At 67.6% G+C, this 13634-nt stretch carries 17 protein-coding genes and 1 tRNA gene; 10 read left to right on the plus strand and 8 right to left on the minus strand.

Going from position 1 to position 13634, the window contains the following annotated elements; genetic code table 11:
* Positions 1 to 45: 45 nt before the first annotated feature.
* The gene (locus tag EP380_RS08135; protein WP_106570180.1) at positions 46 to 729 is read right to left on the minus strand and encodes a response regulator transcription factor; all 684 of its coding nucleotides are present in this window, start codon (positions 727 to 729) and stop codon (positions 46 to 48) included.
* 80 nt (positions 730 to 809) lie between these two features.
* On the opposite strand from EP380_RS08135, the gene EP380_RS08140 reads away from it, so the two are divergent.
* Complete coding sequence (locus tag EP380_RS08140; protein ID WP_127597907.1) at positions 810 to 1397, plus strand: L,D-transpeptidase family protein; 588 nt, start codon at positions 810 to 812, stop codon at positions 1395 to 1397.
* Position 1398: 1 nt separating this feature from the next.
* Here the strand turns inward: EP380_RS08140 and EP380_RS08145 are convergent, their stop codons facing one another.
* The 6 genes from EP380_RS08145 to tsaD all read right to left on the minus strand — a co-directional run bounded on the left by EP380_RS08145 (position 1399) and on the right by tsaD (position 5382).
* Complete coding sequence (locus EP380_RS08145) at positions 1399 to 1806, minus strand: DUF1761 domain-containing protein (protein ID WP_127597909.1); 408 nt, start codon at positions 1804 to 1806, stop codon at positions 1399 to 1401.
* A gap of 61 nt (positions 1807 to 1867) precedes the next feature.
* On the minus strand, positions 1868 to 2539 hold the full coding sequence (locus tag EP380_RS08150) for a class I SAM-dependent methyltransferase (RefSeq protein ID WP_127598230.1): 672 nt from the start codon (positions 2537 to 2539) through the stop codon (positions 1868 to 1870).
* Between the two features lie 10 nt (positions 2540 to 2549).
* Positions 2550 to 2978, minus strand: coding sequence for an EVE domain-containing protein (locus tag EP380_RS08155; RefSeq protein WP_127597911.1), 429 nt, complete (start codon positions 2976 to 2978; stop codon positions 2550 to 2552).
* Positions 2979 to 3275, minus strand: coding sequence for a YciI-like protein (locus EP380_RS08160; RefSeq protein ID WP_127597913.1), 297 nt, complete (start codon positions 3273 to 3275; stop codon positions 2979 to 2981).
* A gap of 23 nt (positions 3276 to 3298) precedes the next feature.
* Complete coding sequence (locus EP380_RS08165; protein ID WP_127597915.1) at positions 3299 to 4297, minus strand: NAD(P)H-dependent glycerol-3-phosphate dehydrogenase; 999 nt, start codon at positions 4295 to 4297, stop codon at positions 3299 to 3301.
* Positions 4294 to 5382, minus strand: coding sequence for a tRNA (adenosine(37)-N6)-threonylcarbamoyltransferase complex transferase subunit TsaD (gene tsaD, locus EP380_RS08170; protein ID WP_238719805.1), 1089 nt, complete (start codon positions 5380 to 5382; stop codon positions 4294 to 4296). Before tsaD ends, EP380_RS08165 begins: the two co-directional genes overlap by 4 nt.
* 107 nt (positions 5383 to 5489) lie before the next feature.
* Here tsaD and hemC point away from each other — a divergent pair, with 107 nt between their 5' ends.
* The 6 genes from hemC to EP380_RS08200 all read left to right on the plus strand — a co-directional run bounded on the left by hemC (position 5490) and on the right by EP380_RS08200 (position 11884).
* Positions 5490 to 6419, plus strand: coding sequence for a hydroxymethylbilane synthase (gene hemC, locus EP380_RS08175; protein WP_127597919.1), 930 nt, complete (start codon positions 5490 to 5492; stop codon positions 6417 to 6419).
* Between the two features lie 4 nt (positions 6420 to 6423).
* Positions 6424 to 7140: a uroporphyrinogen-III synthase gene (locus EP380_RS08180; protein WP_127597921.1), complete on the plus strand. Its 717-nt coding sequence runs from the start codon at positions 6424 to 6426 to the stop codon at positions 7138 to 7140.
* Between the two features lie 152 nt (positions 7141 to 7292).
* The gene (locus tag EP380_RS08185; protein WP_127597923.1) at positions 7293 to 8810 is read left to right on the plus strand and encodes a COG4223 family protein; all 1518 of its coding nucleotides are present in this window, start codon (positions 7293 to 7295) and stop codon (positions 8808 to 8810) included.
* A 15-nt stretch (positions 8811 to 8825) separates the two neighbouring features.
* On the plus strand, positions 8826 to 10502 hold the full coding sequence (locus tag EP380_RS08190) for a heme biosynthesis protein HemY (RefSeq protein WP_127597925.1): 1677 nt from the start codon (positions 8826 to 8828) through the stop codon (positions 10500 to 10502).
* 154 nt (positions 10503 to 10656) lie between these two features.
* The gene (locus EP380_RS08195; RefSeq protein WP_106570192.1) at positions 10657 to 11136 is read left to right on the plus strand and encodes a tellurite resistance TerB family protein; all 480 of its coding nucleotides are present in this window, start codon (positions 10657 to 10659) and stop codon (positions 11134 to 11136) included.
* A complete protein-coding gene (locus EP380_RS08200) occupies positions 11129 to 11884 on the plus strand; it encodes a glutamine amidotransferase (RefSeq protein WP_106570193.1) in 756 nt (251 codons plus the stop codon). Before EP380_RS08195 ends, EP380_RS08200 begins: the two co-directional genes overlap by 8 nt.
* 98 nt (positions 11885 to 11982) lie before the next feature.
* On the opposite strand, the gene EP380_RS08205 is transcribed toward EP380_RS08200, so the two are convergent.
* Positions 11983 to 12058: transfer RNA gene (locus EP380_RS08205), tRNA-Ala, on the minus strand.
* A gap of 177 nt (positions 12059 to 12235) precedes the next feature.
* Between EP380_RS08205 and EP380_RS08210 the strand changes: the two genes are divergently transcribed.
* The 3 genes from EP380_RS08210 (at position 12236) to EP380_RS08220 (ending at position 13554) form a co-directional block, all read left to right on the plus strand.
* Entirely contained in the window at positions 12236 to 12526 is a 291-nt protein-coding gene (locus EP380_RS08210) for a YggT family protein (protein ID WP_106570508.1), read from the plus strand.
* A gap of 4 nt (positions 12527 to 12530) precedes the next feature.
* On the plus strand, positions 12531 to 12842 hold the full coding sequence (locus tag EP380_RS08215) for a DUF167 family protein (protein WP_127597927.1): 312 nt from the start codon (positions 12531 to 12533) through the stop codon (positions 12840 to 12842).
* An 85-nt stretch (positions 12843 to 12927) separates the two neighbouring features.
* Positions 12928 to 13554 carry a hypothetical protein gene (locus EP380_RS08220; RefSeq protein ID WP_127597929.1) on the plus strand — a complete coding sequence of 209 codons (627 nt, stop codon included), beginning with the start codon at positions 12928 to 12930 and terminating at the stop codon, positions 13552 to 13554.
* Positions 13555 to 13634 lie beyond the last annotated feature (80 nt).

Genomic DNA, 13634 nt, shown 5'->3' on the forward strand with positions numbered 1-13634 from the left:
AAGGTGTCCCGGCCTTCCAGCCCGGCCCAACCGGTGCCTTTCGACTCAGGGGACGAGCTTGTAACCCCCGCTTTCTGTCACAAGAATTTCCGCATTGGAAGGATCACGCTCGATCTTCTGGCGCAAGCGGTAGACGTGGGTCTCGAGCGTATGGGTGGTGACGCCGGAATTGTAGCCCCACACTTCCTCCAGAAGCACGTCGCGCGTGATCACCTTCTGGCCGGCCCGGTAGAGATATTTGATGATCGAGGCTTCCTTCTCGGTCAGCCGCACCTTGCCGCCGCGCTGGTCGATCAACAGCTTCTGACTCGGCTTGAACGTATAGGGTCCGACGACGAAGGTGGCGTCCTCGCTCTGCTCGTGCTGGCGCAACTGCGCGCGCAGCCGTGCCAGCAGAACGGCGAAGCGGAACGGCTTGGTCACGTAATCGTTGGCGCCCGCCTCCAGGCCCAAAATCGTGTCGGAATCGGTATCGTGGCCGGTCAGCATGATGATCGGCGCCTTGAAGCCGCCCTTGCGCAGTAATTTCACCGCCTCGCGCCCATCCATGTCCGGCAGTCCGACATCCATGATCAAAAGATCGATCAGCCCGCCGCGCGCGGTCTGAATGCCCTTGCCGGCCGTGGGTTCCTGGATGACCCTGAATTCCTCGTAGAGCGACAGCTGCTCGACCAGCGTGGTGCGCAGATCGTCATCGTCGTCGACAATCAATATGGTGCGTGAAGTCATGTTTCGTTCCATAAGCAATCGTGAAAGGGTCGATGATTCCACATCTATGGGGCACGCGCGAATCGTGAAAGACGCTCACCGTGATTTGTAAAGCCGCGTCATCATACTCCAAAAATCGTGAGCGCAATGCGGCAGGCGGCAATTCCGGCCCGCCGCGGCTGGTGGTGCGGGCGCGGCCCGGACGCCCGACGCAAGGCCTGCTGCAGTGCGGGCACCATGTATTTTGCTGCGCACTCGGCCGCGCCGGCATCACAACGCGCAAGCGCGAAGGCGACGGCGCCACGCCGCACGGCCGGCTCACGCTGCTATGGGGCTATCGACGCGCCGACCGGGACCGCGTCGACCCCACGCGCCTGCCGCTGCGGCCGACCCCGCCCCGGCTCGGCTGGTGCGACGCACCCGGCGACCGCAACTACAACCGTCCGGTGCGCCTCCCCTACCCGGCCAGCCACGAGACCATGCGTCGCGCCGACCATCTCTACGATGTCGTGATCGTGCTCGACTGGAACATGCGCCCCGCCGTGCGGGGACGCGGCAGCGCGATCTTCCTGCATCTGGCGCGGCCTGGCTATACGCCGACCGAGGGCTGCGTGGCCGTCTCGCGCCGTACGATGCTGCGGCTCCTGCCGATCCTGCGGCGCGGTTCGGTGATCGAGGTCGTCGGCTGACTCAGACACCCCACCAGCCGATAATCCCGCCCATGATCAGCGCCACGCCAAGCCAGTGGCCGGCATCGATCAGCGTCAGGTCCCAGCCAAACCCCTGATAGCGCTGGTTGACGGCGGTGATTGTCGCCATGAAGCCGAGCCAGAGGAAGAAACCCGAGACGACGCCGTTCCACAGCGTCACCTGGCCGGCGCCGAGATGGCCGATCACGCCGGCCATCACCCAGGCCATCAACAGTTCGCACCCGAAACTGGTCGCGAACAGCATCGGCTCCATACGGGCATCTTCCGGCTTGATTTTCGCCGCCTTCATCCAGGGCTTGCCGAGCCCGCCATAATAGACGGCGCCGAACAGGAAAGCCGCGACCGCGGCGACCGGCACCGCCAGATAGTTCACGCCTCCGAAATCCATGCCAACCCCTCCTGCACACGAAAAAGCCCCGGCCGCATAGAACGCCGCTGCTGAGAGTTCGTCAATCGAACCGCCACACCGTGGTGTGCTTGACCTCCGCGTCCTCCAGCGCCCGCGTCACCGGCACCTGGTAGGTAGCGATTTCCGTGAGCAGTGCGCGCGGCAGATAGGATCGGCCGGGATCGCCGACTAGCACGAGCGCACCGCGCGCCGAAAGACGGCCGAGCCAGCCCGAAAGTCGCTCGGCGAGCGCGCGATCGTAAAAGACGTCGCCGGCGAGCACGACCTGCCAGCCTTCGTCATGGCCGATCAGATCGCGGCCGTCGAAGGCGATCTCGACATCGTTCGCCGTGGCGTTGAGCGCCACCGCTGCTGGGCAGAACGGATCGGTATCGGCCGCGATCACCGCGGCCGCTCCCGCCTTGCGCGCGGCGATCGCGACCAGGCCGGATCCGGTCGCGAAATCCAGCACCCTCTTGCCGGCAACGATCTCGGGATGGTCGAGGAGATGGCGCGCCAGCCCCTGCCCACCAGCCCAGGCGAAAGCCCAGAAGGGCGGCGGCAGGCCGATCACCTCCAGTTCCGCTTCGGTCTTGAGCCACAGCGCATGCGCCTCGTCGGCGAGATGCAGCGCGATCTCAGGCACGTGCGGCGGCGCGATCAGGCCGGTATTGGCCGCAACGAAGGCACTGGCCTCGCCCGGCGAAACTGTCTTTGCCGACGCGCCGACCACCGGTCGCACGTCAGATCGTCGCGGGGTCGATCCCGCCCATGCGACAGATTTCGGCCCATTCCTCGTCGCGGACGGGCTGTACGGAAAGGCGCGAATTCTTCACCAGCACCATCTCCGCCAGCGCCGGATTGGCCTTGATGTCGTTGAGGCTGACCGGTTTCGGCATGTCGCGCACCGCGCGGATATCGACGCATTCCCAGCGCGGATCGTCGGTGGTGCTGTCGGGATGGGCGGGCGCGCTCACCTCCACGATGCCGACGATCTCCAACCCCTCCTGGGAGTGGTAGAAAAACCCCTTATCGCCGACCGCCATCGCCCGCATGTTGTTGCGCGCCTGATAGTTGCGCACGCCGTCCCATTGCTCGCCGGCTTCGCCCTTGGCCTTCTGCTTGTCCCACGACCAGGTCGAGGGTTCCGATTTGAACAGCCAATACGCCATCTAGGCCTCCTGCGGCGGGTTGAAGACCCAATTCCAGGCCTTGATCTCGACGGCGTCGAACAGTCCGACGCGCGCGTAGGGATCGGCCTCGGCGATCAGCGCGGCCGCCGCCCGGTCAGCCGCCTCCACGACCACCAGGCTGCCGGTCGGCTTGCCGGCGCCGTCGAGAAACGGGCCGGCAAATTTCAGCGCGCCCTTGGCGTTCAGCCCCTCCAGATAGGCGACATGATCGGGTCTGGTATCCAGCCGCACCTGGAGATGGTCGGGCTTGTCGGTGCAAATCAGGGCAAACAGCATCGGTCCTCCACTTGCCTGTCGGGTCAGACTTCGCTTTTCAGCGGCCGCGACAGCAGCGCCGTCATGGCTTCGCGCACGGTGATCGCGCGGTCAAGCAAAAGCGCGACATTTCTGGTGATCGGCGCGTCGATACCGCCTTCGCGCGCGAGACGGTCGGCGATCGCGGCCGTGGCCACGCCTTCCGCCAGCGGCAGGCCGTCGAGCGGGTCGCCGCGCCCCAGCGCCAGCCCATAGGTGAAGTTGCGCGACTTGCCGGATCCACAGGTGAGGAAGAGATCGCCGAAACCCGAAAGCCCCATCAGCGTTTCGCTGCGGGCGCCGAAAAACCCGGCGATGCGCCGTAATTCCACGAACCCACGCGTGACCGTGGCCGCCTGCGCGCTCGCGCCCATCCCGGCACCCGCCACCGCGCCAGCCGCGATCGCCATCACGTTTTTCAGCGCTCCGCCCGCTTCGACCCCTGCAAGATCGTCGCTGGAATAGCACCGCAGCGCCGGTGTCGACAAAAGCGTCGACAGGACGCCGGCAAGTTCCGCGTCATCGGCTGCGATCGTCACCGCCGTCGGCAGGCCGGCCGCGACATCGACGGCGAAGCTCGGACCCGACAGCGCCGCGATCGGATTCCGCGGCAGGTTGCGCGCCGCGACGGCCGACAAAAGCGTGCCGGAAGCCGCGTCGATCCCCTTTGCGCACAACACGACCGGAACGCCCGGGACCAGCACTTGGGCAAGCATGCGACTCACCGGCGCCATCGTTTGCGCCGGCGTTACCAGGAGCACCGAAGCCGCGCCGGCGACCGCATCGGCCAGATCGGCGGTGGCGCGAATACGCCGGTCGAGCGTGATATCGGACAGGAAACGCGGGTTGCGGCGCGCGCCGTTGATGGTTTCCACGGTTGCCGGATCGCGCGCCCAAAGCCGGACCTCATGACCGGCGAGCGCCTCGGCCTGGGCAAGCGCCGTGCCCCATGCGCCGCCGCCGAGCACGGCGATCGCGGCCGCCTTCGCCTCGGGCGCGCTCACGCCTTGGCCCCGCGCTTGCCGGCCCCGATCAGCGGGGCGGCGGACATGTCGAGCGGCCAGCGCGAGCGGGGCGCCTGGATCATCGCATCGTCCTGCGGCGGCAATCCTGCCCGCAGGCGCTCGATGCCCGCCCAGGCGATCATCGCCGCGTTGTCGGTGCACAACTCCGCCGGCGGCGCCAGAAATCCGAACCCGTGATCGCGACACAGCCTTTCCAGCGCGGCGCGGATCGCCCGGTTGGCGGCCACGCCGCCGGCCACCACCAGCACCGGCGCCGCCGCCTCGGCGAATACAGCGCGAAAACGCAAAAGGCTGCGCGCAACGCGGTCCTCCAGCGTCTCCACGATCGCGCTTTGGAAGGACGCGGCGATGTCGGCCACATCCTGCCGGCTCAGCGGTGCGATCGCGCCCGCCGCCTGGCGCACGGCCGTCTTCAGCCCGGAGAAGGAAAAATCGAGCCGCGCCTCGCCTTTGAGCGGGCGCGGCAGATCGAAGCGGGCGGGATCGCCGCTTGCAGCGACATGTTCCACACTCGGTCCGCCCGGATAGGGCAGGCCCAACAGCTTCGCCGTCTTGTCGAACGCCTCGCCGAGCGCGTCGTCGATGGTCGAGGCCCATCGCTCGTAGGATCCCGACCCCTTGACCAGCACGATCTGGGTGTGGCCGCCCGAAACCAGCAACATCAGATAGGGAAAGGCGACCGGCGCCATCAGCCGCGCCGACAGCGCATGCCCCTCCAGATGGTTGATGGCGATCAGCGGCTTGCTTGTCGCAGCCGCCAGCGCCTTGGCCGTCATCAGCCCGACCAGAAGCCCGCCGATCAGGCCAGGTCCGGCGGTCACCGCGATCGCGTCGACGTCCGACAGGCGCGTATCAGCTTCGGCAAGCGCCGCCGCAACGACACCGTCTAGTCCCTCGACATGGGCGCGCGCCGCGATCTCGGGCACCACGCCGCCGAACGCGGCATGTTCGGCGATCTGGCTGAGTACGACGTTGGAGCAAATCCGGGGCGGCCGCCCCGGCTGCGATTCCACCACCGCCGCCGCCGTTTCGTCGCAACTTGTCTCGATGCCGAGAACGCGAATGTCGGCGTGATCGGGCCGCATGATTGCCGTATGGTCCTTTCCTCGGGTAGGAAGGCCGCCAATCACAACCCTCCGTCACGGGCGGGGGTTAGCACGGACTTTGAGACATGCAAACTGGCCAGATCAGGATCGGAACTCGGGGAAGCGCGCTCGCCTTGGCGCAGGCGCGCGAGACACGCGCCCGGCTGATGGCCGCGCACGGCCTTCCCGAGGACGCCTTCGCCATCGAGGTGATCACCACCAGCGGCGACCGCATCCAGGATCGGCCGTTGTCGGAAGCCGGCGGCAAGGGGCTGTTCACCAAGGAAATCGAGCAGGCGCTGCTGGACGGCGCCATCGATCTGGCCGTGCATTCGTCCAAGGACATGCCCACCCTGCTGCCCGATGGCCTGATTCTCGGCGCGTTCCTGGAACGCGAGGATGTGCGCGATGCCCTGATCGGCGGCACCGCGCCGACCCTCGAAGCGTTGAGCGACGGCGCGACGGTCGGCTCGTCCTCGCTGCGGCGCCAGGCGCTGATCCGCAGGTTGCGGCCCGACATTTCCGTCGTGATGTTTCGCGGCAACGTCCAGACCCGGCTGAAGAAACTCGCCGACGGCCAGGTCGACGCCACCCTGCTCGCCTATGCCGGCCTGCGCCGGCTCGGCATGGCCGATATCGTCACCGAGCTGTTGCCGGTCGACAGGTTTCCGCCCGCACCGGGTCAGGGCGCAATCTGCATAGAACACCGTCAGGACGACCGGCGCATCGAGGCCCTGCTGCAGCCGATCCATCATCAGGAAACCGGCCAGGCGCTCGCCTGCGAACGCGCTTTCCTGGCCGCGCTCGACGGCTCCTGCCGCACACCGATCGCCGGGCACGCCGTGATCGAAGCCGGCGCGGTGCGGTTTCACGGGCTCATTCTGACGCCGGACGGCACCGAAGCCCACGAGGTTTCCGGCGCCGGTCCGCTCGCGCGGGCTGCCGATATCGGTCGCGACGCCGGCGAACGGGTGCGCGCCCGCGCCGGCACGCGCTTTTTCGAAAGCTGGAGCTGACCCAATGGCCCGCGTGCTGGTGACGCGGCCCGAGCCGGACGCAAGCACGACGGCCGCCACCCTTCGTCGGCGCGGCCATGTGCCGCTCGTCCTGCCGCTGAGCGCGGTTGGCGGGATCGAGGCCGACTGGCCCCAGGCCGACACTGTCGACGTGGTCGCCGTGACCAGCGCCAACGCGTTGCGCCACGCATCCCCGGCCCGGCTCGAAGCGCTGCTCGACCTGCCGTGCCATTGCGTCGGCGAACGCACGGCCGCGGCCGCGCGCCGGGCCGGGTTTTCGCATGTCGACACCGCCAACGGCTACGGGCAAAACATGGCCCGGCGCATGGCCGCGCGCTACGTATCCGGCACGCGGGTGCTTTATCTGTGCGGCCGGGTCCGCCATGGCGCCTTCGAACAGGGGCTCGCCGCCGCCGGCCTGGAATGCACGCCCGTGGAGACCTATGAGACGGTTTTTCCGGCACCCGACACGGCCGCTGTGCAAAGAGTCTGCGCCGACGGCCCACCCGACGTCGCGCTCGCCTATTCCGCGCGCGGCGCCGATGCACTCGCCGCCCTGGCGGAACGGCCCGGGATAGCGCCTTTGTTGAGCGCCATGCGGGTGGCGTGCCTGTCGCCGGCGGTAGCCGAGCGGCTGGCCGGCAAAGGCGCCTGGCCGATCCTCGTCAGCCCCACGCCCGAGGAAGCGAGCCTGCTGGACCTGCTGGACAGCCTGCCCTAGGTCCGATCGACGCAAAAGGACTACACAAGGTCATGCTGCACGTGCGAATGTAGCGGATGATCACGGTCAACCCGACCGGAAACGCAAAGCTTGCGGAGCAAGGAATGGTGAAACCGCCCAAAATCCGGCATTCGAAGGGGCGTCGCGATCCCGTGACAATTGACCTGGAGCCGGACGACGTGAAGCGCGACGGCCAGGGCGCGGCCAAGGACACCAAGGCCGGTGCGGCGGCGTCAGCCGGAAAAACCGCCGCCGACAAAACCGGCAACGACGCCGCGTCGAAGGGCGCCGCGACGCCCGTGGGGAGCGAAAGCGCCAAAACCGCCGATGACAAGACCGCCCCTCTCAAGCCCGACGACGCCGGCAAGAGCGCCGCACAGGAAAAGACGGCCGCCAAAATCGGCGAGGGCGTAACGCGCGACCCTAAATCCATCACGCCCGACAAGGGCGCAGCCGGTGCCACGACCGCCGGCAAGACCGGCGAGGCACGCGCGTTCGGCCGCGACGGCACCGCCACGGCGAAACCGGCATCGAACGGCGATGCGAAGCCCCCGCCATCGAAATCCGGCGAGAAATCGAAAGGGCGCGGCAGCCTGTCCCTGATCGCCGCCGGGCTGATCGGCGGTGTGGTCGTCCTCGCCGGCGCCGGCGGCCTGCAATATGCCGGCTTGCTGCCGGCACCGGGCGCGGCCCAGCCCGAAGATGGCGGCCTCGACACGATCCGCGCCGAGCTCGCAGCCTTGCGGGAAAAGGTCGAAGCCGGCACCGGGCAAGACCAGGGCGCGTCCGCCGAAGCGGTCGCGGCGGCCGAAGCGCGGATCGATGAGCTTTCCGGACGGTTGCAGACACTTGGCGAACAGGTCGCCACCATGCAGTCCTCGATCGCCGCAGGCGGCGCCGGCGAGGAGGCCGCCTTGCAGACGCTCGACACGCGGCTGAAGGCGCTGGAGGAAACCGTGGCCGGCTTGGCGCAAGGGGCCGGCACGGACCAACCGCCGCAACTCGATGCGCTGAACGATCGGATCGCGGCCCTCGATGCCGCATTGGCGAAAGCGAACGAGGCCGTGGCCAGCGCGGCGGCGGGCGGAGTCGCGAACGCCGAAAAGCTCGCCGCCATCGAAACCGAGATCGCGGCGCTAGCGGAACGGGTCGACGCGCAGGCGGCCAACCCGAAGTTCGCGCTGGCGATCGCCGCTGCCGGGCTCAAATCGGCCATCGACCGCGGCGTGCCGTTCATGACCGAATTGGAAACCTACGCCGCCATCGCCCCCGACACACCCGAAATCGCCGCGCTGCGCGCGCTGGCCGCCACCGGCGTGCCGACGCGCGCCCAGATCGAGCGGGAACTGGGCGACGCCGCCAATCGCATGGTCGCGGCCGCCGCGCCGGCCGATGCCGATGCGGGGTTTTTCGAGCGGCTTCTGGCGAGCCTGCAATCGCTGGTCAAGGTACGGCCGATCGGCGAGGTTGAAGGCGAGGGCGCCGGCCCGACGGTCGCGCGCCTGGAAAGCGCGATCCGTGCCGGCGACTATGAAAAGGCGCTCGCCGAATTCGCCACCCTGCCCGATCCGGTCAAGGCCGCGGGCGCGGACTTCATCGCCAAGGTCGAAGCGCGGCAGACCGCCGACACCTTGGTCGAAAAGGCGCTGTCGGGCGCGCTCAGGGCCTGAGCGGAGGCATAGTCGATGATCCGTATTCTCCTCTTCCTGCTCGTCGTCTTCGCGCTCGGCCTCGGCTTCTCGTGGCTGGCCGAGCGTCCCGGCGAGCTTGTGGTGACATTCGCCGGTTATCAATATGAAGTCTCGCTGATGGTCGCCGCGATCATCGTCACCGCGCTGGTGGCCGCGGTGATGATCCTGTGGTGGCTCCTGAAGGCAATCTGGACCAGCCCGCAGACGGTGGCGCGCTATTTTCGCGTCCGGCGCCGCGACCGCGGCTATCAGGCCCTGTCGACCGGCATGATCGCCGCCGGCGCGGGCGATGCCGGGCTGGCGCGCACGAAGAAGCGCGAGGCGATGAAACTGATCAGCGCCCACCAGGAGCCGCTGATACACCTGCTCGACGCCCAGGCCTCGCTGCTGGAAGGCAATCACGAGGATGCGCGCCGCAAGTTCGAGGCCATGCTGGACGATCCCGAGATGCGCATACTCGGTTTGCGCGGGCTTTATCTGGAGGCGCAGCGGCTCGGCGACCGGGAGGCCGCGCAGCATTATGCCGGCCGCGCGGCCGAGATCGCTCCGCAGCTCGGCTGGGCTTCCAATGCCGCGCTCGAGGCGCGCACGGCGGCCGGCGACTGGGACGGCGCGCTGGGGATCCTGGAAGCGCGCCGGTCGACGAAGCAGATCGAGGCCGACGAGGCCAAGCGCAAACGCGCCGTGCTTTTGACCGCCAAGGCAATGGACGTGCTCGACCGCGACCCGCTCGCGGCCAAGAACGCCGCCCTCGAGGCCAACCGGCTCGCGCCCGACCTGGTGCCGGCGGCCGTCATCGCCGCCAAGGCGCTGTTTCGCCAGGACGATCTGCGCAAGGGCTCCAAGGTGCTGGAAACCGCTTGGCGCAAAACCGCCCATCCCGACATCGCCGCGACCTATGTCTACGCCCGACACGGCGATTCGGTCATGGACCGGCTCGTGCGGGCCAAGAAACTGCGTTCACAACGCCAGAACAATGCCGAATCCTCTCTGACCGTCGCCCGAGCCGCCCTGGAGGCGGGCGAACTCGACCTCGCCCGAGAGACGGCCGAGGAAGCCATGCGCATCGAACCGCGCGAGGCCGTGTTCCTGCTGCTCGCCGATATCGAGGAAGCCCAGACCGGCGACGAGGGCCGTATTCGCCAATGGCTGGCGCGCGCGGTGCGTGCGCCGCGCGATCCCGCCTGGGTGGCCGACGGGGTGGTCTCGGAACGCTGGGCGCCGGTTTCGCCGGTCACCGGAAAGCTCGACATGTTCGAATGGCGGCCGCCGGTGGAAAAGACCTCCGACCTGCTGGAACAGGAAAGACAGGCCGAAGACGAGCTACGCAAGCCTTTGTTGACCGCCCCGGTCGCGCCGGCGCCGGTCGCGGAACCAGAAAACGCCGCCGCCGGGAATGGCGAGGCGATCGAGGAGGCTGAGCTGGTGGCCGCGACACCGGCAAGCGAAGCGCCGCCACGGGCCGACAAGACCGACAACGAGGCCGACGAAACCGCGAAAGCCGACCCGTCCGAAGTAGCACCCGCGCCGCCCCCGCCGCACGCCGCCGCCAATGACGACGCCTGGTCGCAGGAACCCGACGGCGACGGCAGGCCGCAGCCCGACGACCCCGGCGTCGATCCCGAGGACGCCGACGAGGATGCGCGCTCGAAGCGGTTCAAGCTGTTTTGACCGTGCCCGATCGAAACGTCTCGACCGCCGTCGCGGCAAGGTCGCCACGTCTTTTGGCCCCGCATCGCGGACGCCTGCGCCAAGCGGGAGCCGCGGTCGGCCGGGCCGGCGCGGCTTGTGCCGCACCCACCCTGTTCGCGAACCGGAGATTTATATGTTCGACCGGCTGATTTCATTTCTGCAGCAATTGCCCGGTGCGACCGCGGACGAGACCGATGCGGATCGCGACGATCCGCGTATGGCCGCGACCGCGCTCCTCATTCACCTGATGGATGCCGACGGGGTGCGTCTCGATGCCGAACGCGCCAAGCTCTCCGAGGCGCTGAACCGGGCCTACGGCCTCACCGGTCGCGACCGCGACGCCTTCATCGCCCGTGCGGAAAAGGTCGAGCGCGAATCGGTCGACCTCTACGCCTTCACCAGCGTCTTGAAACGCAATCTGGACGAACAGGCCCGCATCGAATTCATCGGCATCATGTGGGAGATGGTGTTCGCCGACGGCGAACTCAGCGAACTGGAGGACAATATCGTCTGGCGCGTCGCCGAGCTGATCGGCGTCGAGCGCCGTGACCGGATCGCGATGCGCCAGCGCGCCGATCCGCAAAAATCCGTGGATCAGGCCGACAATGACTGACGGCACGGCGCGACACCGGCGCACGGACGCGGACAGGCCAAGAATCCTGATCGTGATGCATCAGGAAATGTCGAGCCCGGGCCGTGTCGGCCACCTGCTTCTGGAAGCCGGTTTCGAGCTCGACGAGCGCCGTCCTCCGCTTGGCGATCCGCTGCCCGAAACGCTCGCCGATCATGCCGGCGCGGTGATATTCGGCGGACCGATGAGCGCCAACGATACCGACGAGTTCGTGCGCCGCGAGACCGAGTGGCTGAAAGTGCCGCTGAAGGAGAACAAGCCGTTTCTCGGCATCTGTCTCGGGGCGCAGATGCTGGTCAACCATCTCGGCGGTCGGGTCGAGGGCCACCAGGCGGGACTGGTCGAGATCGGCTGGTATCCGCTGCAGCCCACCGAGGCCGGCCGCGAACTGATGGCGTGGCCGGAGATGGTCTATCAGTTTCACCGCGAGGGGTTTTCGCTGCCGCGCGACGCGACCCTGCTGGCGACGGCCGAAACCTACCCCAACCAGGCCTTTCGCTATGGCGAAAACGCCTGGGGCGTCCAGTTCCACGCCGAACTGACCCGCATCATGATGCAGCGCTGGGTGGTGCGCGGCGCGCATCGGTTTTCCCTGCCCGGTGCCCAGCAGGGCCGCGACCATCTCGGCGGCCGGCTGATCTGGGACATGCATCTCAAGCGTTGGCTGATCGAGTTCCTTGATCTGATCTTCCACAGTCCACGACTCCATCCCAACGATCGGCTCGACTGAAGCGCGGCACCGTCCCGATGGACCTGACGCCCACCACGGCACCCCGCGCGCCGGCGGAAACCTGATCGATCATTGCGGATTCGGGAAAAATTCGCCGCTGGTGGAGCTGAGGGGAATCGAACCCCTGACCTCGTCATTGCGAACGACGCGCTCTCCCATCTGAGCTACAGCCCCGTCCAGCGGATGGCGGCATTTACTGGCCATGGACCGGCGCTGTCAAGCAGCACGAGGGGCGGGCTTGCCCGATCGCGCCGGCATCGCGGAAAAGGCCTTGCCCCGCGCCACACCATCGGCGGACTTGCCGCCGGGCCGGTCAATGGCTACATCTCGCGAAACCGATTGGAGACCGGCATGCTCGCGCTTATCCAGACCATCGTGCTCGCCATCGACATCTACTGGTGGCTGATCATCGCGTCGGCGATCTTTTCCTGGCTGTTCGCCTTCAACGTGATCAACGGGCGCAACCAGTTCGTCGCGACCATCGGCGATTTCCTCTACCGGGTCACCGAACCCGCGCTGCGACCGATCCGACGCGTCATGCCCGATCTCGGCGGCATCGACATTTCGCCGATCATCCTGCTTCTGGCGCTGTTTTTCCTGCGCCAGTTCATCCTCACCACCATAGCACCGGCGCTGATCTAACCCGGTGGCCCCGGACTTTTTCCGCGCGAGCGGCGAAACGATCGAGCTTGTCGTCCGGCTGACGCCGCGCAGCGGCATGGATGCGCTCGACGGTATCGGTCGCGACGACGCCGGCCGCGCTTTCCTGAAGGCGCGCGTCCGTGCCGTGCCGGAAAAGGGTGCCGCCAACGCGGCGCTGGAAAGACTGCTCGCCAAACGGCTCGGTGTCGCGCCCAGCCGCATCGACATCGTCGCAGGCGCGACCGCGCGGCTGAAGACCGTGCGTATCGCCGGAGCTGGCGCCGACCTGCTTGACGCGCTGCGCGCCCTCGGCTGAGCGTCGGGGCACGGCTTGGCGAAAGCCGCTTTTGCTTCCGCGGCAATATGTTTAGATTGCTTCACCACAGGCGGAGGAACCAAGAATGCGCCTATCCGCAAGCCCCCTATTATTGCCGGCGGTCGCCAGCGCGGCCTTGGCGATCGCCTCGCAGGCCGGCGCGCAGGACATAACCAGCGCCTATACCGACCTTGCCGCCGACAAGACCTGCACGACCTACGCCGCCGCTGACCCGAACGAAGGCGGCGACTGGGCCAATCTGGTCTGCGACGGTTATCGCGGCTACCCGGTTTTCCTGTTTTACGGCGACGCGCGCGAATCGCTGTTTTACGGTTTTCCGCCGGCCGGCGACCTGGCGCCGGTCTGGGAAAGTTTTGGCCCCTTCAATTCCACCGGGCCGAAGATCGAATGGCGGCTGGAGCGCAAGGGCGAACGCACCGTGCCGTTCGCCACCATTCATCGCTGGTTTGTCAGCGATCCCTATGACGAGACCCAGAACATCGAGGTGCTGGTGGTCGAGAAGGTCGGCCAGCCGCATGAGCGCGACGGCTGCGCCGTGGGTTACGTCGTGGCGAGCGGCAATCCGAATGCCAACGAAAAGGCGCGCACCATCGCCGACATGCAGGCGCGGGAGTTCGCCTGCGGCGCCGACCAGCCGGTTATCGACCAGGGCAGCGTCCCGGTACCGCCCTTCCGCCGGGCGGAGAACTGAGCGGTCGCAGGAGGCGGGCCTATAGCGTTTCTAGGCGGAGTGGAAGCCGGTTCGCCGCTCAAAAACGCGTTAAAACAATA

Origin of the sequence: Nitratireductor alexandrii, from assembly GCF_004000215.1 — a bacterium.
GTDB lineage: Bacteria > Pseudomonadota > Alphaproteobacteria > Rhizobiales > Rhizobiaceae > Mangrovimarina > Mangrovimarina alexandrii.